This is a genomic window from Paenibacillus sp. FSL K6-2859 (assembly GCF_038008265.1).
Classification (GTDB): domain Bacteria; phylum Bacillota; class Bacilli; order Paenibacillales; family Paenibacillaceae; genus Paenibacillus_AQ; species Paenibacillus_AQ nitricinens.
This window is the reverse complement of record NZ_JBBOYU010000001.1, coordinates 4,674,431-4,698,593: the sequence shown is the minus strand read 5'-3', so window position 1 is coordinate 4,698,593 and position 24,163 is coordinate 4,674,431. Positions and strand designations below refer to the sequence as shown.

16 protein-coding genes are annotated in these 24,163 nt (G+C 44.6%); 14 read left to right on the top strand and 2 right to left on the bottom strand.

Translation table 11 applies throughout. From position 1 onward, the window contains the following. Positions 1–568: 568 nt before the first annotated feature. Together MHB64_RS20995 and MHB64_RS20990 are read right to left on the bottom strand one after the other, a co-directional pair. The gene (locus tag MHB64_RS20995) at positions 569–1,480 is read right to left on the bottom strand and encodes a LysR family transcriptional regulator (RefSeq protein ID WP_076284590.1); all 912 of its coding nucleotides are present in this window, start codon (positions 1,478–1,480) and stop codon (positions 569–571) included. Positions 1,481–1,669: 189 nt separating this feature from the next. Continuing rightward, on the bottom strand, positions 1,670–3,019 hold the full coding sequence (locus MHB64_RS20990) for an FAD-binding oxidoreductase (RefSeq protein ID WP_341135311.1): 1,350 nt from the start codon (positions 3,017–3,019) through the stop codon (positions 1,670–1,672). A gap of 258 nt (positions 3,020–3,277) precedes the next feature. Between MHB64_RS20990 and leuC the strand changes: the two genes are divergently transcribed. The 14 genes from leuC to MHB64_RS20920 all read left to right on the top strand — a co-directional run bounded on the left by leuC (position 3,278) and on the right by MHB64_RS20920 (position 24,086). Beyond that, complete coding sequence (leuC, locus tag MHB64_RS20985) at positions 3,278–4,702, top strand: 3-isopropylmalate dehydratase large subunit (RefSeq protein ID WP_341135310.1); 1,425 nt, start codon at positions 3,278–3,280, stop codon at positions 4,700–4,702. Positions 4,703–4,731: 29 nt separating this feature from the next. Then, the gene (gene leuD / locus MHB64_RS20980; protein ID WP_094872585.1) at positions 4,732–5,334 is read left to right on the top strand and encodes a 3-isopropylmalate dehydratase small subunit; all 603 of its coding nucleotides are present in this window, start codon (positions 4,732–4,734) and stop codon (positions 5,332–5,334) included. Between the two features lie 186 nt (positions 5,335–5,520). Further along, entirely contained in the window at positions 5,521–7,089 is a 1,569-nt protein-coding gene (locus tag MHB64_RS20975) for an N-acetylmuramoyl-L-alanine amidase family protein (protein WP_280786569.1), read from the top strand. Positions 7,090–7,236: 147 nt separating this feature from the next. Continuing rightward, positions 7,237–8,676, top strand: coding sequence for an N-acetylmuramoyl-L-alanine amidase family protein (locus tag MHB64_RS20970; RefSeq protein ID WP_094872588.1), 1,440 nt, complete (start codon positions 7,237–7,239; stop codon positions 8,674–8,676). Between the two features lie 114 nt (positions 8,677–8,790). Further along, positions 8,791–9,450, top strand: coding sequence for a GerMN domain-containing protein (locus tag MHB64_RS20965; RefSeq protein ID WP_094877075.1), 660 nt, complete (start codon positions 8,791–8,793; stop codon positions 9,448–9,450). A gap of 87 nt (positions 9,451–9,537) precedes the next feature. After that, on the top strand, positions 9,538–12,270 hold the full coding sequence (locus MHB64_RS20960) for an S-layer homology domain-containing protein (protein ID WP_341135309.1): 2,733 nt from the start codon (positions 9,538–9,540) through the stop codon (positions 12,268–12,270). A gap of 219 nt (positions 12,271–12,489) precedes the next feature. Continuing rightward, positions 12,490–13,170, top strand: a complete 681-nt coding sequence (nth, locus tag MHB64_RS20955) for an endonuclease III (RefSeq protein WP_341135308.1) — start codon at positions 12,490–12,492, stop codon at positions 13,168–13,170. Between the two features lie 25 nt (positions 13,171–13,195). Continuing rightward, entirely contained in the window at positions 13,196–13,462 is a 267-nt protein-coding gene (locus tag MHB64_RS20950; protein ID WP_042129455.1) for a hypothetical protein, read from the top strand. A 294-nt stretch (positions 13,463–13,756) separates the two neighbouring features. Further along, positions 13,757–17,443 (top strand): dynamin family protein, encoded by a 3,687-nt coding sequence (locus tag MHB64_RS20945; protein ID WP_341135307.1) that lies wholly within the window; start codon positions 13,757–13,759, stop codon positions 17,441–17,443. A 149-nt stretch (positions 17,444–17,592) separates the two neighbouring features. After that, complete coding sequence (gene purT / locus MHB64_RS20940; protein WP_094872595.1) at positions 17,593–18,783, top strand: formate-dependent phosphoribosylglycinamide formyltransferase; 1,191 nt, start codon at positions 17,593–17,595, stop codon at positions 18,781–18,783. Next, positions 18,773–19,237 (top strand): GNAT family N-acetyltransferase, encoded by a 465-nt coding sequence (locus MHB64_RS20935; RefSeq protein WP_256989949.1) that lies wholly within the window; start codon positions 18,773–18,775, stop codon positions 19,235–19,237. Before purT ends, MHB64_RS20935 begins: the two co-directional genes overlap by 11 nt. A 345-nt stretch (positions 19,238–19,582) precedes the next feature. Beyond that, a complete protein-coding gene (locus tag MHB64_RS20930; protein WP_094872597.1) occupies positions 19,583–21,235 on the top strand; it encodes a response regulator in 1,653 nt (550 codons plus the stop codon). A 2-nt stretch (positions 21,236–21,237) separates the two neighbouring features. After that, entirely contained in the window at positions 21,238–23,067 is a 1,830-nt protein-coding gene (locus MHB64_RS20925) for a sensor histidine kinase (protein ID WP_094872598.1), read from the top strand. Continuing rightward, complete coding sequence (locus MHB64_RS20920) at positions 23,064–24,086, top strand: substrate-binding domain-containing protein (protein ID WP_076284597.1); 1,023 nt, start codon at positions 23,064–23,066, stop codon at positions 24,084–24,086. The genes MHB64_RS20925 and MHB64_RS20920 overlap by 4 nt, the downstream gene beginning before the upstream one ends. The last annotated feature ends 77 nt before the right edge of the window (positions 24,087–24,163 follow it).

Below are 24,163 nucleotides of genomic sequence, written 5' to 3'. Positions count from 1 at the left end.
AAAAGCCCCCATCCTTAGACTTAGCAAAGGACGAAAGCTTGTAAACTTCCGCGGTACCACCTTCATTGATGAGGGATCATCCGACTTCATTCTCGTAACGGGAGGATCCGTCCTGCTTAGCACAGGCCGCTCGGGGGTAGGATTCGGAACGAAAACCGCGGTAAATTCTTTCAGCCTGTCGGAATTCACTCTCTAGGCGCGGTTTGACTCATTCTTACTGGTCCCGTCTGCACGTTTCACTTATTTTCAATAGAATACCATGGAGATGGTTGCTTTGCAAAGGAAAAACAAAGGAACTATTTCACCCATTAGAAAGCTTTGATTATTCTGTTTAACCTCTAAGCAAGGGGTCGGAATACTTATAATCTGTTGCCAAGAGGTGGATTTAATTGACGAAAGACAACAATCCTGAGCAGATGCAGAATCAAGACCTAAACGAAAAAGCAGAGATCCAGAATAGTGTGACTCGGGAATTTTTGGGATATCATACTGGGAATCCGAACAATAATAGGCCAGTTAATGAAAGTGCGGCTCGGGTGTCAGATGATCAGAACAGCCTTCCACGGGTCTATTCTTCGGTTAATTCAGATACCGTAGATTTAAAGGTTTCAACAAAAGCCTTAGCGGCTTTAGATAAATAACGTCCACGTCGATAGGCTACGACAAGTGTTCGGCTAGGGGCAGGATCAGTGAGCGGTAAGTAGACAGGGACGAATTCACTCCGCGGTGCACGGGCAATAAAATGAGGCACAAGAGTTACACCCATTCCAGTGGCGACCAGAGACTGAACTGTTTCCATGTTATTGCTCTCAAAAACAATTTTTGGCTCGAAGCCAGCGTTTCGGCAAAGATCCATAGTCATTTTACGGAAGCCTTGACCTTCTTTAAGTACGATAAATGGCTCGTCCTTTAGTTCTTCCAAAGAGGTCTTAGTTCCATCTAAGCTACGTTTAGCTAGCGGGTGTTCGGGTGGAACTGCAAGATCGATCCTTTCCTCACCCAGTTCTTCGTAAGCAAGAGCCGGGATTTCGAGCGGCAATGAGAGCAGACTTAAATCAGTCTGACCACTCGCAGTGAGCTTTTCTAGGTTCATGGAGGAGTCTTCGAGCAGTGTGATTTCTACTTCCGGGTAATTTTGTTTAAAAACCGGAAGCACATGCGGTAGTAAATGTGCACCAGTGATCGGCATACTGCCTACAACGACGCGCCCGGTACGCAGTTCAGAAATATCAGACATTTCTTGTCGCAGCAGTTCTACGCCATCAATGATGATTTGGGCTTGCTCTACAAATTTAGATCCAGCATAAGTCAGTTCAACAGAGCTGGTGTTTCGCTGGAACAGCATTACACCGAGCTCTTTTTCCAGCTTGGAAAGCTGCTGGCTGAGTGATGGTTGGGCAATGTGCAGCTTGTCCGCTGCACGGGAGAAGTTTTTTTCGGCTGCGATCTGCAGTACATATTGTAGTTGTCTCAGTTCCATGTATAAACTCCTTTGGGAGATTGTTTTTACTTATAAGTATAACCTATGAAACTGGAGTTTTATATAGGTTTGAATGTAAGTTCGTACACGAACGCACTGACCGGCAAATAGGAAGGTGTGGTTTACCAGTATCCGCTGGAGTCCTTTATGTTTGCCGGTCTAATTTCGATGCTACCCTATTACGTCTTACTATACTTTGCGGGCTGGAGAGATGCTTTGAGGGTTGTTAAATATATTTCCCGGGTCATATTTAGCTTTGACTCTCCGTAATCTAGGATAGTTCGCTCCATAATATACTGGTCCGGAATTTTTAATTCCCTGGTCTGGAACGTTGATGTAGCTCCCCACGATAAATGGCTGCAGCTTCCGACGTGTATTTCGTACTAGGAATATATTTCTGGCAGCTTCCGATTTCTTGATCCATGAGCTATTCCACTCTACATAAAATTTCGCTTTACGCCAGTAAAAGGCTGTTGATTTGGGTGACTTACGGCTCACAGCTCCACCCCAGTTGAGGAAAAAGAAACCTGCGAACTCTCCCTCCACTTTTTCTAAAAATTCACGCATGGACTTAATTGCCTTGTCCGGGAAGGGTTTTCTTACGAAACCGCTGGAGAACTGGTTGCTGACTCTTTGAGTTAGCACTGGATCGGGCGCTAACATAAAACTCACTACTTTTGTATAGGGCAAAGAGCGGATGATTTGATTCGTAGGCGTTCCAATGCTCGTAACGGGCTTTAAGAGGCGGGAAGCCTCTGCTTTTGACCCGAGGAACAGCCCCGTCATAGTGACATTACCGCCTTTTTTCGGACCAATGGATAATTCACTGCCCAATTTGGTATTCACGGAAGGAGCCCAGAGTTGCCAAGCTTTGAATACCTTCTCGAACTGATTCCAAGGCCAGGTGATACGAAAAACGGTAGCCGAAGCTGGAGCTGGACGTACTTTGAATTTGTAACTGGTGTAAACTCCGAAATTACCCCCGCCACCTCCGCGGGAAGCCCAGAGAAGATCAGAGTTACTATTCTTATTGGCATGAATAATTCTCCCTTTGGCATCAACCATTTCGAGTCCGATTAGATTATCACTAACAAGGCCCACGGTTCGCTGGAGCGGCCCGATACCCCCGCCTAGGGTGATGCCTCCGATTCCAACCGTAGGGCTATCGCCGAATGGAGCCATATATCCTCGCCCAGCAAGCGTGTGTGCAATTCTCCCCACTGTATTTCCGGTACCTACAACAACAGTTCCAGATTTTTTATTTAGTTTGATTTCCTTCATTTCACTCACATCGATGACAATACCTCCGGTGATTTGTGAAAGATTAACCTCCAAAGAATGTCTGCCGCTTCTTGCACGGATGGGGACTTTATTCTCGTTAGCCCATTTTATGGCGTTCGCAACATCTTGTGTTTTTTGTGCAAAGACAAACACTTTCGGGAATTTGTCAGTATGCGGATCCCAATTCTTGCGTGCCGTTTCATACCCTTGATCACCTTTGAAAATAACTCGCCCGGTAAGTCTCGTTCCTGACTTCAATTGTTCCAACTCCTTCTGAGATAACAAATGCACTGCATTTCAACAACCAGGACCCGATATAGTATGAAGGACATTCGTCTAAGGAGTGGGCTGACTAGGGTCTCAGCAAAAAAATCGTCTTCAATCTTATAGGTTAAACCTATCAGTTCTATAGATATCATATCTTGGAATTATAAAGACGGTGATGTTATATTTAGATCATTCAAGAGAGACTCCACGCTCTCTTCCAATGAACGATTCTATTAATGAGGTGAAATTATGAGCAACAAGACAATGTTTGAGAAGATTTGGGATAATCATGTTATTCATCAAGAGGAAGGTAAACCTAGCATTATTTATATCGATCTGCATTTGGTTCATGAAGTAACTTCTCCACAAGCTTTCGAAGGACTTCGCCTTAGTAATCGGAAGGTTCGCCGTCCTGAGCTGACTTTCGCTACAATGGATCACAACGTTCCTACCAAGGATCGTTTTAACATTAAAGATCCAATTTCCAAACAACAAATTGATACACTTTCTAAAAACTGTGCTGATTTTGGTGTTAGATTGTTCGACCTGAATGATATCGATCAAGGCGTTGTACACGTAATGGGACCTGAGATCGGCTTGACGCATCCTGGTAAAACTATCGTTTGCGGCGACAGCCATACCTCCACACATGGAGCATTTGGTGCGCTGGCTTTTGGTATCGGAACTAGTGAAGTTGAACATGTAATGGCTACCCAATGTTTGCAGCAATCCAAAGCTAAGACTATGGAAGTTCGTTTCACAGGTAAACGCAATCCTGGTGTAACAGCAAAGGATATGATCCTTGGTGTTATTGCTAAGTATGGTACTGATTTTGCCACAGGTTATGTAATTGAGTACACAGGTGAAGCTATTCGTGAGCTGTCGATGGAAGAACGTATGACCGTCTGCAACATGTCGATCGAAGGCGGAGCAAGAGCAGGCTTGATCGCTCCTGACGAAACTACTTTTAACTATCTGCGTGGACGTCAATATGTGCCGCAAGGGGAAGCTTATGACGCTGCTGTTGAAGGATGGAAGAGTCTTGTTAGTGATGAAGGTGCTCTGTATGATACGGTAGTTGAATTCGATGTGGAGACATTGATTCCACAAGTGACTTGGGGCACTAGCCCGGGCATGGGTACAGATATCAACTCTAGCGTGCCAAATCCGGCTGACTTCACCACTGAAAATGAACGCAAAGCTGCTGAAAAAGCACTTGAATATATGGATTTGACTCCTGGAACACTTATTTCTGAAATTCCAATCGATTATGTATTTATCGGATCTTGTACTAACGGACGGATCGAGGATTTGAGAGCAGCAGCTGTGGTAGCAAAAGGCCATAAGGTCTCTGACAAGGTTACTGCCATTGTTGTTCCTGGATCTGGTCGTGTTAAAATGCAGGCTGAGAAGGAAGGGCTTGATAAAGTCTTTACTGACGCGGGTTTTGAATGGCGCGAAGCGGGATGCAGCATGTGCCTTGCAATGAACCCTGATGTACTGCAACCTGGGCAACGCTGTGCATCTACCTCGAACCGTAACTTTGAAGGACGGCAAGGTCGCGGTGGACGCACGCATCTGGTATCCCCAGCTATGGCTGCTGCAGCTGCGATAAAAGGCCGTTTCACTGATGTACGTGATTGGAACTATAAGACGGAAGCTGTCAGCTCATAGAACTAGAGAGAACACGGGAGGATAAAACTATGGATGCTTTTAAAAAATTAACAGGAATTGTTGCACCAGTAGATCGGGTGAATGTAGATACGGATGCAATTATCCCAAAGCAGTTCTTGAAACGGATTGAACGGACGGGATTTGGACAATTTTTGTTCTATGAATGGCGTTTTGATGAAGCGGGTAACGATAACGCAGCTTTTGAAATGAATAAACCACGCTATCAAGGTGCTTCTGTCTTGATTTCACGTGCTAACTTTGGATGCGGTTCTTCACGGGAGCATGCACCTTGGGCGATTATGGATTATGGGTTTAAAGTTGTCATTGCACCTTCCTATGCAGATATCTTCTACAATAATTGCTTTAAGAACGGCATTTTGCCAATCAAGCTATCGGAAGAGCAAGTGGATGAACTGTTCAACCGGACAGCACAGCACGATGGCTACCAGTTGACTGTAGATCTGGAGAGCAACACACTCCATGATGAATATGGACTGAGCATCAGCTTTGAGCTGGATGAGCACCGTCGACAGTTCTTGCTGCAAGGTCTGGATGATATCGGATTAACCCTTCAGCATGCAGATGAAATTGCTGCGTATGAAGAGCGTCATGCAGCTAAGTTATTCTCTTAATAATAGGATATAAGTGGTTTCATTCTTAAATTTTACAAAAAATACGCAAAACTTCTATTTCCGGGTGTCGGAAATAGAAGTTTTTTTGCTATAATCGAAATATTGATTGGTGATAAAGGAAACATTTGGTGATTTCTGTCGTCTTAGTATTTATCTAGATCTATTACTTGCAGAAGGAGCGGGAAAATGAGAAGAGTTGGGTATCGAAAGTTGCTGCTATTGTTGCTGCCATTATTATTACTATCCTTTACTGGACGTGAAGCTGCCGCGGCTGGTAGCAGCTCAGGCAGAATTATTATGGACAATCAAGAACTTGCTTTACCAAAAGGAATTAAACTTGAGAACGTCAATGGTAGCGTTATGATTCCCGTCAGAGTGGTAGTGGAGAATCTTGGATTTGAGGTATTATGGGAGCAGCAGGCCCGCAAAGTAACGGTTCACCAAGATGGAAAAAGCATTGAGCTGGCTGTAGGAAAAAAAACAGCTGATGCGGATGGAGTAACGTTTGATTTAAACGCAGCACCCAAGCAAAGCGGTGGTACAGTTCTCGTTCCGATCCGTTTCGTAAGTGAGCAGTTCGGTCTAAAGGTTGGCTGGGATAATAGCGATAAAACGGTCTATTTGACGGGTGGACAAGCTTCGGTGGCTACACCTGAGGGAACCGTTACTAGTCCAACAGCAACAAGTACACCTTCTCCAACTCCAATGACTACACCCGGCATGGATAATGGCACAAGCGCTGGAAGTGTTTTACCCTCTCAGACACCACAATCATCCTCAGTACCAGGAAGCACTGGTGTGAATGCAGCAGGTCCGCTTGTAAATGGGGCAGTCTTTACTGAGAATCGATTAATCATCGCTGTTTCTGGAGCTCTTAAACCTAGCATCACAAAAATGAGTAGTCCAGATCGAATCGTTGTAGATTTTCCCGGTGCAGCTTTTGCTCCTGATTTCGTAGGCGGCCTACCGAGTATTACCACAAACGGAACTCCGCAAGGCAAGCTGGATGTTACTGGTTACCCTCTAGTTTCTGAGATCCGGTATGCGTTGTTCAGTGTAAGTCCTTCTACTGTTAGGTTCGTGATTCAAACGATCGGTAGCCAGCCTTATCAATTAAGTACGGATGAAAGTACTGGACTGGTGACACTAGATTTGAATGTTACAGGCAGTGAAGGGAACCCCTCAGGTGGTAGTGGAATGACAGGAAAGCCAGTTGTAGTTCTCGACGCGGGTCATGGAGGGACGCAATCAGGAGCAGTCAGTCTCACGGGTAAGCTGGAAAAAGACTTCAATCTGGCAGTTATCCGTAAAGTACAAACACTACTTATGCAGGAAGCTTTAGTTGACGTTGTATTTACTAGAACTGAAGATATTACGCTGGGACTTCAGGATCGAGTAAATATCGCAGAAGCGGCAAAGGCTAATCTATTTATCTCAGTGCATGGAAATTCACTGGAGCTGGGTTATCCGAATAGAGACAAAATAAATGGCAGTGAAACGTACTATTCGCGTAGTGGGAGTCTGCCGCTTGCTCAGATCATGCACAAACATCTGATTGCAGGTACTGGATTTAAGGACAACGGAGTAAGAACGAAAAGTCTGCATGTGACAAGAGAAACTAGTATGCCTGCAGTGCTTCTGGAAGTGGGGTATCTTACTAATTCAGGAAATGAATCAGGGATGTATAATGAGCAGCTTCAAGACAAATTAGCGAGGGAAATTGTAGCCGGTATTAAGGAATATCTAGGCCTTTAATGCTTGATGTTGGTGAGATTTCTCAATTTTTATGGAATATATTCGCAACCTTTATAGATTATTAGCGTCTAATAGAGGTCTGAGGTTGACGTAGACAGGCCATCACGATCGCCATTCACAGGCGAATACTAGATTTAGAGGTGAAGAATGAAGAAATTCAGTTTGATGTTGTTTTTGTTGCTCTTAGTATTTGTTTTGCCTGAAAACGGACATGCTGCTGCCGGAAATAGCAAGATTTATCTGGACGGCAAGGAGCTGACCGCAGGGCAAAATGTCCCGGTTGAAAATGTGAATGATACAATCATGGTGCCGTTAAGGTTGATCTCTGAAAGCCTTGGATATAACGTGGGTTGGGATCAGAAGAGCAAGACGGTAACGATTGAACAGCAAGGAAAGGTCATCAAACTGGTTGTGAATCAAAAGATAGCCTCCGTTGATGACAAGACAGTAACACTTACCACAGCACCTGTCCTTCGTAGTAATACGACACTTGTACCGATTCGGTTCATTAGTGAACAGTTTGGATTAAATGTCTCGTGGGACAACGTGAAGAAGAGTGTGTATCTTATTACCCCAGGATCCTCAAATGATAACGGTAGTTCAGGTGGAAATACTGAAAATGGTGGATCTGAGGTTGTACCGCCGGTAGATCCTTCTAAGAATTTAACGATGGTAAATGGTGTGAGCTTTAGTGAAAATCGTTTGAGCATTGCCATGGAGGGTAGTTCAGTACCAAAAGTGACAGTGATGACTGGGCCGAATCGGTTAGTTGTTGATTTACCTAATGCCACCTTCTCAGACCTATTTGGCACAGGACAGATCCTTGATCCTGACCTAAACGGTAGCTTGGAAGTGAAAGATTATCCCGATGTATCAGGAGTACGTTACTCCCTTTATAGCACGAATCCTTATACAGTACGTTTTGTAATCGATTTGAACTATGCTAAGAATTACAACGTTACCGTAACTGGAGACGATTCTAAGCTGGTTGTAATCGATCTAAATGCGGAAAGTACTGATGATACTACAACACAACCGGGGAATAACGGCAGAAAGCTAGTAGTATTAGATGCAGGGCATGGAGCTAAAGATTCGGGAGCAGTGGGTGTTACAGGTAAATACGAGAAGAATTTTAATTTGGCCATCGTACTTAAGACAGCTGAATTGCTGAAAAAAGAAAGCAATATTGACGTTGTGCTGACACGTAGTAATGATACTTTCTTGGAGCTCAAGGATAGAGCAGCTATGGCTAATAATCTAAAAGCTGATATATTCATATCTGTACACGCCAATAGCTCAGGATCCTCTGCGGCTAGTGGAACAGAAACGTATTATCAACGGGAAGCCAGTAAAGCTTTGGCGAACGTGATGCATAAATATCTTGTTCAAGCTACAGGACTTAGCGATCGCGGTGTACGTTATGGGAATTTCCATGTTATCCGCGAAACGAAAATGCCTGCAGTATTACTTGAAGTGGGATACCTTAGCAATAAAAAAGATGAGGCATTGCTTTTTACAGATGCACTTCAAAACAAAGTTGCGGCTTCAATAGTGAGTGGGATTAAGGAATATTTGGGTATAAAATAACAGACCAGTGGCAGACGAGCGCCGCAAAGTCAGCTTTCTGCTTTTATTTTAAAAGGCAAGAAGTGGTTTTGCGGTACCTGTCTGCCCGTATTCATCTAGAGGAGGCGTTTATTAATGATGAAACAAAAATGGAGTACAATTGGAATCGCTACACTGCTTCTGCTAGTGATTGCTGGCTGTGGAGACAAGCCTACTGCGGCTCCAGCAAATGGTGTGGAGCAAGAACCTTCAAATGTTGTAAGTGGTGCGGGAGAAAGTACACCGGCTCCAAGCGATGAATCAGGAAACGAAGTGGCTAGCACTCCGCAACCGACAGCAGATAACAGCAACACAGAAACTCAGGCAACTGCAAAGCCAGTAGCAGATGAGAAACAAAAACAGAGCCAGAGTATCGATGCATATTATACGGATTCACAAGTTATGGATTTGATTCCTGCTAAGACTAGCATCAGCTTCTCTGACGATGCCCAGAAATATACAGAGACGTTCAAAGCATTGCAGAGCAACGAGAATACGGACCTTGTATCGTTATGGGGCAAGATTGAACTGAAATCGTTAAAGTTTGTTGATGGTCAAATTGTAATGGATATTCATAAACCGGATGAAGCACAGCTGGGTGCTGGTGGGGAGTCCTTAGCGATTTCATCACTTGCCAAAACCTATTTTCAATTTGAAGAAGTAAAAAGCATCGAAGTTTTGGTGGATGGTGAAAAGGTTGAAAGCTTGATGGGTCATGTTGACCTAATGCATCCTATGACTAGAGATAATAGCTAATTGTTATTACAACAAAGGATAAAAGCATCTAACTGACGAACTTTAAACTATACTATTTATTTGAGTCATAGAGAGGGGAATAATCTATTGTCCGCGCAAAAAAGGTCAAAACGTCCATTGAAGGCTTATTCTACTAAAGCAGTATCGGCTGTTATGGCTGGAACCATGATTTTTAGTGGCGCAAGCGCAGTGTTTGCAGATACAGCAGCTACAGCAGCAACAACTACTACACAATCTGTTGGCATCTTTAGCGATGTGAAGACAGGCTTTTGGGCTGAAAAGCATATTTATAAATTAGCATCACAAGGAATTGTAGTTGGTAATAATGGTTTGTTCCGCCCTGGGGATTCTGTCACTCAACAGGAAGCTGTGCTTATGGCATTACGTTTTATGAAGTTGCAGGATAAAGTGGATACTTCTTCAACGGTTGCCTTACCTAATGATTTTAAGGTTACGAATTATTACAAGGATTATGTAGTGTTGGCCTTTCAACAAGGCCTACTTGATAAGGCAACTGAAATGGCTCCAGATAATCTGAAGACTTCTTGGGGAGAGCGTAAAGCCTCCCGCGAATGGATTTCTGAACTCTTAATTCGTGCACTAGGAAAAAGTGCAGATGCTGCTGTAGCAGCTAGTGCGCCGACAGGCTTTGCGGATGATGCTAAAGTGTCTGCAAACAAAAGAGGGTATATCAACGTTGCTGTTGATCTGAAATTAGCTAATGGTCTTGACGGTAATCGCTTTGATCCACAAGGGGCTGTGACCCGTGCTCAATTGGCGACTTTTTTCAGCCGTGCGGAAGCACACAATACGGTTGAATACGACAACACGGTATCAGGAACAATCAGTCAATTAGCAGATGGGAAACTATCCGTTTATAACAATGGCAAGACTTCTACATATACCCTGGGAGCGAGCACCGCTTATTACACAAGCGCTTCTGAAAGTAGAATAAATCTAAGTGATGTCCAACCTTATACAAAGGTTACTGTAATTGGAGCGACATATAACGCAGCCTATGTTGAAGTGACTGATCCTACACAACAAGTGGAGAGCCTTTCCGGAAGCTTCGCAATGGTAGCACCTGGTAATAAGCTATGGCTCAAATCAGCTACTGGGTTCACTGAGTATTATTATGATGAAACGACTACCTTTGTAGATGCAAACGGGACATCAATTGAACCTGCTTCCCTGGTAGCAGACAGTGTAGTTACTTTGCAACGTGAGACTTACAGTGGATCACACAGAGTGGTCAGTGTTCAAGTGACTTCAGGGGTAGTTAACAAAACGACAACAGGTACCGTTCAAAGCATAGATCTTACCGGGAAAAGCATTACGTTTAAAAATGCTGCTGGTACGGTGGAAACCTTTAAATGGGAAGATGGAACTTCATTATTCAGCTCGCAATCATCAGTGCTGCAGCCAGCAGATTTAAAGACAGGTGCTGCTGTTAAATATACGATTAAGGAAAATGTGATACGTACTGTAGAAGTGACAGAAGGTGTTGAACGGACAGTTCAAGGTGTACTTACCGAACTGAGCAATTCAACAGTTGTGTATAAAAAAACGGACGGAACACGTGAAGTTAAACTGTTAGGCACGAAGCCGGTGATTGTTATTCCTAATATGAATAGCGCTGTGGCTGATGACCTTATAGCTGATGCAATAGGTGGGGACAAAATTCAGCTTACGTTGAACAGCAGTGATCAAGTCATAAAGATTGAAGTGTTAAGCCGTCAAATTGAGCAGTATAGTGGAGCGACGGTTATTGACTATAATAATAAAACGCAACTATTGACAGTTATGGATACTGATAAAAAGGCACATGTCGTTCAGTTGGATGAAAAAACAAAATTGTTGATTGAAGGCGTACTCCCTAATTTAAGTAATGTCGGTACGAAACTTGTTGAGAACCGTAAAGTGAATTTAACGGCAATAGGTCAACGGGCTCTGTCTTTGGAAATTGTCACAAAGTATGAAGGAACCCTGTCTGCTGTTAATTCTTCTTTTAAAACAATTGTATTGAAGCTTAAGGACAGTGGGCAAACTATAACAATGCCTTATCCACAATTAGTTGATTTTTTTGGGAAGACTAATCCAACCTTAAGTGATGTTCCTGTTGGTAGTAATGTGACAGCCTCACTGACAACTAGTCAGGATCTAATAGCAGTATTGAAAGTAAAGACCGTTCTTCAGGTTGAAGCAGCAACCGTTAATTCTGGAACAAACCGTATAAGTATTAAATGGAATGGGGGGACCAGTGAGATTAATACTGCGGCGCTCCCAATAACAAATGAAGCCGGTGAGAGCATTAAGCTAACCGCTTTGAAATCGGGAGATTATCTGAATGTGACTTTTGATGGAAGCACACCGCTCGCTATTCAGGCAGTTAAGCTTACAACGGGTCAGATTAGTTCAGTAGGAGCAGCAACGAATAGCTTAATTGTGAAGGAGTATGCTGGAGCAGCACAAAACTTTACTGTAAGCGGTGGGGTTAGAATCATACGTGATGGCGCCACAACAACTGCTCTTAGTAACTTAACAACAGCGGACAGAGTGGAGATTCGTAAAGACACGGATGGAGTTACAGTCATTCGTGTGTTACCACAGTTAACTCGTTCATTCTCTCGCTATGACAGTTCGACGAACTCATTGGTGACTAAGAGAGCTAATCTGAACGATAAGTATCAGTTCACGCTTGCTTCAAATGTATATATTCATCAAGGAGATACGACATTGTCCGTGCAATCTCTGAAAGAAAATGATAATATTATAATGTATTTCAATAATGATATCGTGGTTGAAATTGTGAAACAATAGTAGCAATGGTGGATTTCTGAGTGAATCACCGTCTTGACACAGGAGCTTTGCCTGCGTCAAGACGTTTTTTTTGAAATATAAGAAAGTATAAGAGTTGTATTTTCTTGAAATGTATGAAACCATACGTTATAATACAGACTTTGCTTATATTTCTTTACATTAGAGAGGACACGCTCATGTGAGTTTTAATGAGCGTAATCGCTCCGTGGAGGGGACACTATGAAAGTTGCAGAGGTCCGCCACATTTTGGATACGATTGGAGACTTGTTCCCTGATGCTCATTGCGAGTTAAATCATAGTAACGCTTTTGAATTAACGATAGCGGTACTGTTATCAGCCCAATGTACGGATGCAACGGTGAACAAAGTGACCGTGGACCTGTTCCAAAAGTACAAAGCCCCCATCGATTATATTTCTGTACCGCTGGAGGAATTGGAGGGGGATATCCGGCGCATCGGCCTATATCGTAACAAAGCTAAGCATATCCAAAGCCTATGCTCTATACTCATAGAACAGTATGGTGGCGAGGTGCCTGAGGCTCATGACTTGCTTGTAACTTTACCCGGTGTAGGTCGTAAAACTGCAAATGTAGTAGTATCCAATGCTTTTGGAGTTCCTGCCATTGCAGTGGACACGCATGTGGAGAGGGTTGCTAAACGACTTGCATTAGCAGGCTGGAAAGATTCTGTGCTGGAAGTGGAAAAGAAGCTGATGAAGGCTGTGCCACGTGACGAATGGACGATCACTCATCACCGGCTTATCTTTTTCGGACGATATCACTGCAAGGCACAGAACCCAAAATGTCAAGTTTGCCCGCTCCTTGATGTATGTCGAGAGGGCAAAAAACGTATGAAAACAGCTGTTGTCAGGAAAGCTAAAGGTCATACGCCAAAAAGTTAGAGTTGAAGAAGAGGATGGGATAGAGATGAAATGCATTTCTGTATACACAGATAATTTTGAAGTGTTCTCGGATATTTTTGACCGCGTAGTGGAAAGCCCACTCGAAGAGAACGAAGAGCAAGAAGTAGAAGGAATCACGATCAGTCATTCCGGTGACGTTCCTGAACACTATTTTGAGCGTATGTCAGTGAAACCTGAAGTTGTTGTAATGAGAGATAAATCTCGTGGTTTGACTATTCTGCAACACGGAAAAGTATTCGAAATTCTGTTGCCTGTTTCGGAAACTGCATAAATTTAGAAGTGATAAAAGGAGTCGGCCCTAGGGCTGGCTCCTTTTTTGCTTCTGACTTTTCTAGCGATAATAGCAGAAAGATGTTTGAATAACCTCATTTCGTAAGAGATGATAGGTTATTTTGTAAGTAGTGTGTATTTAATTTGTGTCAAACTGGTGATAAACTGTAATTATTATTTATAAAAAAAGGTTCTGCGTGACATCAAAGAAATTACACCTGTATAAACATTGCATAAGCATAAACGTCTACGGATCAAAGCATGATTAGATGGTAACAGTGGAGGTGGAGAGTCAGTGAGAGCGGAACAGGTTAGAATCGAGAAAGAGACATTAAGTGAAACGGCATCGCTGCTTTTCCAGTTGCGTGGATTAATGCATCGCTGGGGTGATGAAGGCTCTGAACGTATATATGAAGATTTACAACATAAAGAGGGTGGGAATGAGCTGACCCTTGCTTTTTGCGGACATTTTTCGGCAGGGAAATCCAGTATGATCAATCTTCTTTGCGGCAGTTCAGTGCTGCCTTATGGACCTGTGCCGACTAGTGCGAATATTGTCTCTATTCGCAGTGGAGTACCACGAGTGCTTATTTATCCTAGAGTTGAAGGAAGTAAAAATGATCCTGCTCCTATAGAGACAACTCCAGAAAGATTACAGGAATACTGTCGGAATGGTGGTGAATATTCCGCAATTGAAGTGTGGAATGAGATACCATTGCTAGGCAAGGATGGCGTACTATTGGATACACCTGGTGTAGATTCGACGGATGATGGTCATCAGGCGGCGACCCGCTCCGCGCTGCATTTAGCTGATGTCGTATTTTATGTAATGGATTATAACCATGTACAGTCAGAGAATAATTTGGCCTTTGCCAAAAATCTTAGTGACTGGGGTAAACCTTTGTATCTGATTGTGAATCAGATCGACAAGCACAGGGAACAAGAGATTTCCATTGAGGAATATAAACGTCAGCTTGAAAATGCTTTTGAACAATGGGGGATTCATTGTGCGGGAATTCTATTCACCTCTCTCAAAAAGAAAGAGCATCCTCTTAATCATTGGGATCAGCTACTCAGCCTTATAACCGAACTGTTGGAACAAAAGGAACAGCTACTTCAATATAGCTTGTCTCGCTCTATTCATCATACAGCGGATTCTTCTCTAACTGCATTCCGTGAAGATCAGCAGGAGGAAAGAGCGGCTCTCCTTGAAGAACTAGAAGGTACGAATGCAGAGACTGTGACGAATGAACTGAAGTCACTCGAAGAAGAGAAGGAACGACTTGAGGCGTTGCCTCAGAAGTCACGGGCGAGCTTGCGAACTGGCCTAGACACCTTACTTAATAATGCTAATCTAATGCCTGCAGATGTAAGAGAGGCGTCGGGAAGCTACATGGAAAGTGCCAGCCCTACGTTTCGGTTAGGGTTATTCTCTACGGCTGCACGGCGGGAGAAGGAACAAAGTAAACGACTGGCAGTCTGGCAAGGACTGTTGACCCGAGAGGTTTCCGCCCAGCTGGAATGGCATTTGATTCAACTGGTACGTGATTGGGCGGAGAATCTCGGGCTGTGGAAGGAGGAGGCGGAGACGACTCTGAAGCAAGGGTTCCCGGCGGTGAGCCAGGAGTGGCTGGCGGCTGCAGTTAAGCCGGGAACGGGGTATAGCGGCGAGGCGCTGCTCAATTTCTGCCGCACACTTGCGGCTGATATTAAGAGCCAGTTCCGCCGTGCCGCGTTAGCGGTGAGCGATGATCTGTTAGCGAAGCTGCCACCGCTCATGGATGAGCAGCGTGCCGAACTCCAGCGCCGCGAACAGGCGCTTTCGCGGCAGTCGCGCGCCGTTGACGCGCTAGCTGCGCTGGACCGCGCGGCAGACGCCCGCGCGCACGAGCTCGCGGCGCTGCTGCCGCCGCGCCGGCCCCTCACCCCCGGCATCCTGCCGGAGGTGAGGGTCACCTCGCGTGCGGCTGCGCAGAGCGCCGCACCGCGGGAGGCTCAGCCGCTGCAAAGCGTCGCGGCTGGAAGTGCCGCCGCCGCAAGCTGGGCGGCGGGCACGGCTTCGCCGGCGGGAGGCCGCCGCCGGCTATCGGCAGCCGCTGACGCGCTGGCGGCTGCGGCAGAGCTGCTGCGCCGCGAGCCAGCGATGGCATCGGCGGCGCGGAGCTTGGCCGCACGGGCGGAGGATCTCGCCGGCGGCCGTTTTACCCTTGCGCTGTTCGGTGCATTCAGCGCGGGTAAATCTTCCTTCGCCAACGCTTTGCTCGGCGAAGAAGTGCTGCCCGTGTCTCCACATCCCGCCACGGCTGCGGTCAACCGCATATTGGCGCCGGAAGGTGACTTCCGCCATGCCACCGCGGTTGTCACAATGAAGACCATGGCAGATTTCTGGGATGACATCTGCCATTCCTTCAGTGTGCTGCAACTAGGCGAACCACAGCAAAACTCATGGACAACAGTTCTGGCAAGTTTGCCAGCACGGGGAGTTCATCCCTCTGCGTTGCCACACGCTGGATTTCTAAGAGCAGCAGCGGCTGGCTGGGCAGAAGCTGAGCCCTTGCTGGGAACGGTGCGAACTGTTGATTTAGAAGAATACCGGGGCCTTGTAGCGGAGGAGACCCGGGCCTGTTTTGTGCAGGGGATTGATTTGTATTATGCCTGTCCATTGACCGAAAGCGGAATTGTACTCGTGGATACACCAGGAGCCGACTCATTGCATGCTCGTCATACCGGCGTAACCTTTAATTACATGAAAAATGCAGACGCGATTTGTTTTGTTACCTATTACAACCACGCCTTTTCAAAAGCAGACCGAGGTCTGCTTGCGCAGCTGGGGCGAATTAAAGATAGCTTTGCACTTGATAAAATGTTCTTTATTATCAATGCTTCCGATCTTGCTTCAGGCGAAGATGAACTGGAAGAGGTTCGAGAGCATGTTGCTCAAAATTTACGTGCAGGTGGCTTACGCTCGCCGAGAATTTATGCACTCTCTAGCTTGCTTGCTTTGGAAGGCAAAACTCAGCATGATTATGATCGCTATGAGGCTTCCCGTTTCCATCATTTTGAGCAAGCCTTATCAAGTTTTGCGGGAGATGAACTTCCTCAGCTTTCACTTAACGCAGCAGCAGAGAGCATCGCATCTGTTCGCCGCAGGGCGGAAGAGTGGCAGAATCTCGCTTCCATGGCGGCAAACGAGCGTGAAGCAGGATTAAAAGAAATGCAAGAACGTCGTCAGCTAGCTATGAAGAGACTTTCCCTATTAGAGACAGAAGAACGTCCTAGCAGAGATCTTGTTCATGAAGGTGAGGAGCTGATCTATCATGTCTGTCAACGGATTAGCTTCTCCTTCACCAGAAATTTTCAGGAATCTTTCCACCCCTCATCATTACGTGAGGACGCAGGGAATTTAAAAGCTATCTTCGCTGCGTGTGGTGCAGAGCTGATGCGTACCACTAAGCGTGAATTGGAGCAAGAGCTATGGGCGACAACGCTGCGACTAGAAAGTACCGGGCGCAGACTTGTTCATGAAGCGGCTGAAGCGGCGGCTACTGAGCTGTTTTTCTCTACTCAAGAGTTTCATCTGACGGAGAATGAAGAAGCAGCATGGCCTTCTCCTAGTGAGCTGGAATGCCAGCTTCAGGGCGTGGAATGGTCAACCTTATGGGGACATTTCAAATCTCCTCGCTATTTCTTTGAGGGGGCCGGTCGGGAGCAAGTCAAAGGTGCGGCCGAGCCTCTTGTGAAAGAAGCTGTTAATGTTGCGGCGGCAGAGCAGAAGAAAAAATTGCTTGCGCATTATGTCGATTGCATAGCCAGAGAATTAAAGGTTGCTGCAGTTCGCCTACAAGAAGGGTTAGCGGAGCAAGAGAAAGCGATGTTAGATCTCCTTAAAGGGGGTGAATCCGCAGATCATTGGGGTCAACTAGGTCACCAATTATCTATCTTGGAACAATCTTTCGTTGATAGATTAGACAAAAATCTTTGAAATTTGTAGGAAATTGTCGAAGAACACTTGCAATCTGGCGTATGATGGATGAAAATAAAGAAGCCTGAAAATATACAATGAAACTGTTTTGTTTTCAGAAATTTATGGAAACGAGATAGTCAATTTGCCGAAAGAGGTTGAAATCGACAATGTGGGGAGCTCCTTTTTCAGCTCAAAGCCGCAAGCTGCTGCTACTGGGCAGCGGGGAACTGGGTAAGGAAGTCATAATCGAAGCTCAACGTCTTGGCGTAGAGACCGTAGCTGTAGACCGTTATAGCGATGCACCAGCGATGGGTGTAGCTCATCGTTCACATGTTATTGATATGCTGGATGCAGAAGCGCTTAAAACGCTTATTCGCTCAGAGAAACCGGATGTTATTGTTCCGGAGATTGAAGCAATCGCTACTCATGCCCTTCAAGAGCTTGAAGAGGAAGGTTTCTTCGTTGTTCCGACCGCACGAGCGGCTCGTTTAACCATGGACAGAGAAGGCATTCGCCGACTTGCTGCTGAAGAACTTGGATTGCCAACAGCGGATTATCGTTTTGCAGATAGTCTGGAAGAACTTCGTCAAGCCGTTGCAGAACTAGGTACTCCTTGTGTCATCAAGCCGATTATGAGTTCTTCCGGCAAAGGTCAGAGTGTTTGCAAAAGACCGGAGGATGCGGAAGAATGCTGGAACACTGCTTTGGATGGAGCGAGAGCTAAAGGGACTCGTGTTATCGTAGAGGCATTCGTTACCTTTGAAAGCGAGATTACACTTTTGACGGTGCGGTCCGTGGCTGGCACGATATTTTGTCCACCTATTGGGCATATTCAGAAGGATGGGGATTATGTCGAATCATGGCAGCCTCACTTTATGAAGGCGGAACTTCTTGATGAAGCTCAGTCTATTGCCAAAGCAGTTACCGATCAGCTCGGAGGTTTCGGTATTTTTGGAGTGGAGCTTTTCTTGACGGATCGAGGCGTATTGTTTAGTGAAGTGTCCCCTAGGCCTCATGATACGGGGATGGTAACGATGGCCACGCAGGATTTATCTCAATTTGCAGTGCATGTCAGAGCTATTCTTGGTTTTCCAGTCCAGTCAGTACAATTATTGACACCAGGTGCCTCAGCTACGCTGAAGGCTGAAGGAGAAGGACGAGCTTTTGTTGTGACCGGAATTGGTGAAGCTTTGGAACTACCTAGGACTCAGGTTCGGGTGTTTGGTAAACCAGAAGTCCGTCCAGGGCGGCGGATGGCTGTAGCGTTAAGTGCGGCGGAAAATGTGGAAATCGCGCGGACGGTAGCCAAGCAGGCAGCGTCTATGCTAAAAGTGGAGGTAAATGAGGATGAACAGTAGTACCATGGCACCTGTACTGGAAATTCGCAAATGCGGCTTGAATGATCTGGAGAGAGTGACAGCGCTTCTGCGTGAATTCGGCTATCCAACAACGCTTAGCGTGATGAAAGAGAGACTTGAAAGCATGGAGAATAACCATCTCCAATGCACGCTTGTTGCAGAACTAAACAATGAAGTTGTGGGAATGGTCGGTCTTAGACAGGTAATCTCGTATTACAAACAGACAGATTGTATCACTGAGATTACTGCACTTATCGTATCAGAAGAACTCAGAGGAAACGGACTCGGTAAAAGACTTGTGGCCGCAGCTGAAGAATGGGCACGTGAGCAAGGTTGCTGTCAGCTCTTCTTGAGAAGTGGTAACCGCGTAGAGCGCGCACCGGCACATTCCTTTTATCGTCATCTAGGTTTCGAAAAGACAGCAGGCTATCGCTTTAACAAAGCGTTGCTATAATACTTATAGGTTCCGATCATCCCCATCCCAGCTACGGCGGGATGGTTTTTTTTATGTAAATATAAGGAACGATCAAGGATATGAGCCGAGAACATAATCCCTCTAATCTTCATACCCAGTATTTATATCCATACGACGCTATCTTTCATGTCGCTTTTATTCCGGATTTCCGCGCTCTTATACTCCGAATTTTATAATCCTCTGACTGCCTTATGCAGTTAATAGACCAATTCTTTTAATTTATAATAAATCGATCTAAATAACTAACCATAGATGGAATAGTTTGAATCATATAGAATGAATTTTATGACAGTTAAATAAATCGTTTTCAAAGAGGGATGAGAGATGTACAAGTTAATTCTTGCTGAAGATGAAGAAGATGTAAGGGAAGGGGTCATCAGTCAGATTGATTGGGAGCACTTTGGCTTCGAAATTGTAGAACAGGCGGAGAATGGACGAGAGGCAGCGGATGCGATAGATCGTTTGCTCCCGGATGTAGTGGTGACTGATATTCAAATGCCTTTTATGAACGGGCTGCAGCTGGCGGAATGGATTCGCGAGCGGCATCCTAATACCAAGATCATTATTTTGACAGGGTATGATGAATTTGAATATGCACAGAAGGCGATTAAACTGCAAATCGATGAATATATTTTGAAACCGTTTTCTTCACAGGAGTTGATTGATGTTCTGCTAAAGGTCAGGGGCACTATAGAGGCTGAAATCGCAGAGAAAGAGAATGTTTTTGTACTCAGTGAGCATTATCGAAAAAGTCTGCCTGTGCTGCGTGAGCAGTTTTTATCTTCACTAGTTTCACGCAAGTTACGAATGAATGAAATAAACGAGAAAAGTTCGGAATACGGAATAGATCTACATGGGAAATGGTTCCAAGCCTCGGTAATTAGTGTGGATTATATTCGTCCAGAACGGGAAACCGTTAACCTTACCGGAGGTAAGCAAATTTCTTTGCGAGATACGGGAGAGAGAAATTTACAGCTCTTCGCTGTGCTGAATATTGCGGAAGAATTATGTAATAAGCATAATTTGGGCAGGGTGTTTATCCATCGTGATGAGGTAGTGCTTCTTTCCATTTGTGATGCAGGAGAAGAAACTGAAATCACGGGGAGAACTTTTGAAATTCTAGAAGAAATCCGCCACAATGTGCAGCGGTTTCTTAAGCTAACGGTTACCGCTGGTTCTGGAACGGTTTGTCACTCGCCTGCTATGCTATTTAACTCCTTTGGAGATGCCATGCAAGCGTTAGATTATCGCCTCATTCTTGGCAATAACAGAGTCATTTGGATCGAGGATGTGGAGTCACGTTCGAATACACTCTTGGCCTATGATGAATTGACCCAGCAGTCCTTAATCCGAACGATTAAGATGGGAACCGTACAGGAGCTTAAGGAGGTCGTGGAGGAGTTATTTGGCGGATTGAATGCTGAGCAGGTATCTACTCAGGATTATCAGATTTTTTTGCTGGAGATTATTACATCTATCCTGCGTGTAGCCAAAGAGTCCGGTAGTGATGCTGCTAAGTTCGTTGGATCTGGCATTTCCTCATTAACTGAGATGAATAAATTCAATAGTATGAGTGAAGCCAAGCAGTGGATTATTACCATCTGCAGCCGGCTAATGGACTCCATTGCTTTAGAACGCCAATCTAGCTATAAGCTGCTCATTGATGAAGCTAAAGATTACATCCGTAGCCATTATGAGGAATCGGATATTTCTATCGGAAAGGTCTGTCAGCATTTACATATCAGTACAGGCTATTTTAGCAGCATTTTTAAGAAGGAAATGAAGATGACTTTTGTTAGTTATCTCTTGCAAATCCGATTAGAGGCAGCAAAGGAACTTTTACGCTCCACGGAACTTAAGGCTTTTGAAATCGCCGAGAAAATTGGCTTTGCTGATCCTAACTATTTCAGCTTCTGCTTCCGTAAAAAATATGGTCAGTCTCCCAAAGAGTATAAAAATAGCTCCAGAGGAGGGTAGTTATGCGGCAAGAAAAGCCCTATTCTTTTCGACTGCGGCCGCAGCATTCAAAAGGGGGGAAACGTCGATTGTCCTCTAAGCTGCGTAGTATTCAAGTAACGATTACGCTCACTTTTACATCCGTTGCCGTTCTTGTAGCCGTCGTTGTCAGCCTTATGCTGTATAACAAGTTTGCGAAGACAGCAGAAGAGAATGCCAATATGAATATGCAGCAGATTATTGAGCAAGTGAACTACAATTTGGAGCTTTATGTTAAAGGAATGCGAAATATTTTTGAAACTGCAGAAGATCAAATTACGAATAGTCCCTCTGTAGACTCTGCTTTATTGATGGAAAGAATGGCCATGTTAATGGGAAGTAGAGAGGATCTGGTTTCTGCAGCGGTTTTTACACCACAGGGGAAATACGTCGTGGGTACAGCAGGACAGAAACTGCGCAGCAACACACAGTTAGAAACCCAGAGCTGGTTTACAACGGCCAAAAGAACATCTGAGATCTCCTATTCGGCGCCCCATATTCAGAACTTGTTTAAAGGTCAATATATTTGGGTCGTGTCGATCAGTAAACTCATTCAATATCAGGAGAAGGGAGTACTAAAAACGGGTATCCTTCTTATGGATTTTAACTTTCGCACTATAGATGAGCTGAGTAAGCAGGTTAAGCTTGGTAAAAGAGGATACGCTTACATCCTCGATCAATTAGGCAACATCGTGTATCATCCGCAGCAGCAGCTTATTTATGCTGGTTTAAAGTATGAGAATGTGGAGCCGGTATTGGAATATGCTTATCGTAGTTATTTGGATGAATCTACAGGTGAAAAACGATTTATTACAGTACGAACGCTAAAACAGACTGGGTGGAAAATAGTAGGTGTTGCTTATTATGACGAGATCGTGACCACCAAGCGTGATCTGAACACCTTTTTATCCTGGTTCTTAGCGGTAGTTATTTTATGTGTAATTATCGTATCTGTCTTTTTGTCTGCGCGGATTGCCCGCCCGATCCGTAAGCTGGAACGGACACTTCAGCAGGTAGGAGAAGGGGATCTTAATACTCGAATCGATGTAAGTGGCGCCTATGAGGTAGAACAGTTGTCTAAACGCTTTAACCTCATGCTGCAGCGTATTCGTCAATTGATGGATCAAATTATTTATGAACAAGAGACGAAACGTAAGGGTGAGCTTGAAGTTCTGCAATCCCAGATTAATCCACACTTTTTGTACAATACCTTGAACTCTGTGATCCGGCTTGCTGAGCGTGGTAAGACGGAGGAGGTCGTTACAATGATTCAGTCTTTATCTAAGTTTTTCCGGATTAGTCTAAGCAAAGGGAATAATATGATTACCGTGCAGGAAGAGCTTGATCATATTCGTCATTATCTCGTCATTCAGAGCTTTCGTTTTAAAAATAAATTCCGCTACGAGATCATTGCACAGGATGAGGTACTGCAGTGTCAGACGATTAAGCTGATTTTGCAGCCTATTGTAGAGAATGCCTTGTATCACGGAATAGAAATGATGCCTGATGAAGGTTTTATCTCTATCCAAGCAGAACTGAAGGACAATCTTGTCATCATACGGATTAGTGATAATGGATTAGGAATGTCCAAGGAGACTATGAAGGTTATTTTGACAGGCGGCAGTAAGAGTATGAGTGGTTCCGGGGTAGGCGTAAGAAATGTGAACGAGCGTATTGAGTTGTACTATGGCCGTGAATATGGACTTTCTTTTGAAAGTGAAATTGAAGAAGGCACTACGGTTACCTTTATCTTCCCGGCATTAGCAAAAGTCGAAGGCAGTGAAGGGCTTAAGGAGGATGAGACATCGTCATGAAAACCTTTCGTTTTTGGCTAACTTTGTTAATGTGTGCGGTGTTATGGACTACAGTTACCTCTTGTTTTAATTCAGCACCCAATTACATCAATACAAATAAGACCCGTAATATTCATCTCATTGTGAAAATGAACAGGGGCGATTACTGGAATACGGTTAAATTGGGAGCAGAAGCTGCAGCACAGGAATTCAACGTTAAATTAACCTTTAAAGCCCCGGACTCTGAGAGTGACATCACAGAACAGGTGAAAATGGTGCAGGACTCCATTAAAGAAAAAGCAGACGTGATTATTTTAGCTGCAAGTAGTTACATGGGGCTTGCTCAGGTTGTAGATCAGGCTGCTTATTCTAAAATCCCTGTGATATCCGTAGATGCGGAAGTAGGTTCAGCAAGAGTAAGGACATATATTGGCTCGAACGGCTATGAGGCGGGTCAAAAATCTGCAGAACGGCTGATCAAGCTGTTAAAAGGTTACGGCGAGGTGGGCATTATTAACTTCACCAATTCAACGCAGAGTGAGAAGCTGGAGTCTTCTAACGGCATTGAGTATGGGGCAAGAGACGCGGAGGAGCGGGAGAAGGGATTTTTAAATTACACTGCGCGTTATCCGAATATACAGGTGGTTGAGATTTCATACACGACCTCCAGTATTAAGGATGCAGAAGATCTTACACAACTGATGCTGCTGAAGCATCCGAATCTTCGAGGAATTGCGAGCCTGAATGAAACTGCTTCACAAGGGGCTGCAATGGCTATCCAAAGTCGGGGGCTGCAAAATATTAAAATGGTAGCCTTTGATAGCTCTCCTTCTATGATGGAATTGCTGCAGGACGGTACTGTTCAAGCAACAGTGATACAGAATCCTTTTAGCAACGGGTATTTGGCTGTAAAACATGCCGTTGAAGTGATCGAAGGAATTGATGTACCAGAACGCGTCGATACAGGAACAAAGCTAATTGATTTGGACAATATGTTGTGGCCTGAGAATCAAAAGCTGTTATTTCCATTTGTTAGATAGATGCTGATTTAACGTGAAACGGATACCATCCTTGAATGGGGCGGTATTCGTTTTTTATTTTAGAAGATAAGAAAGTA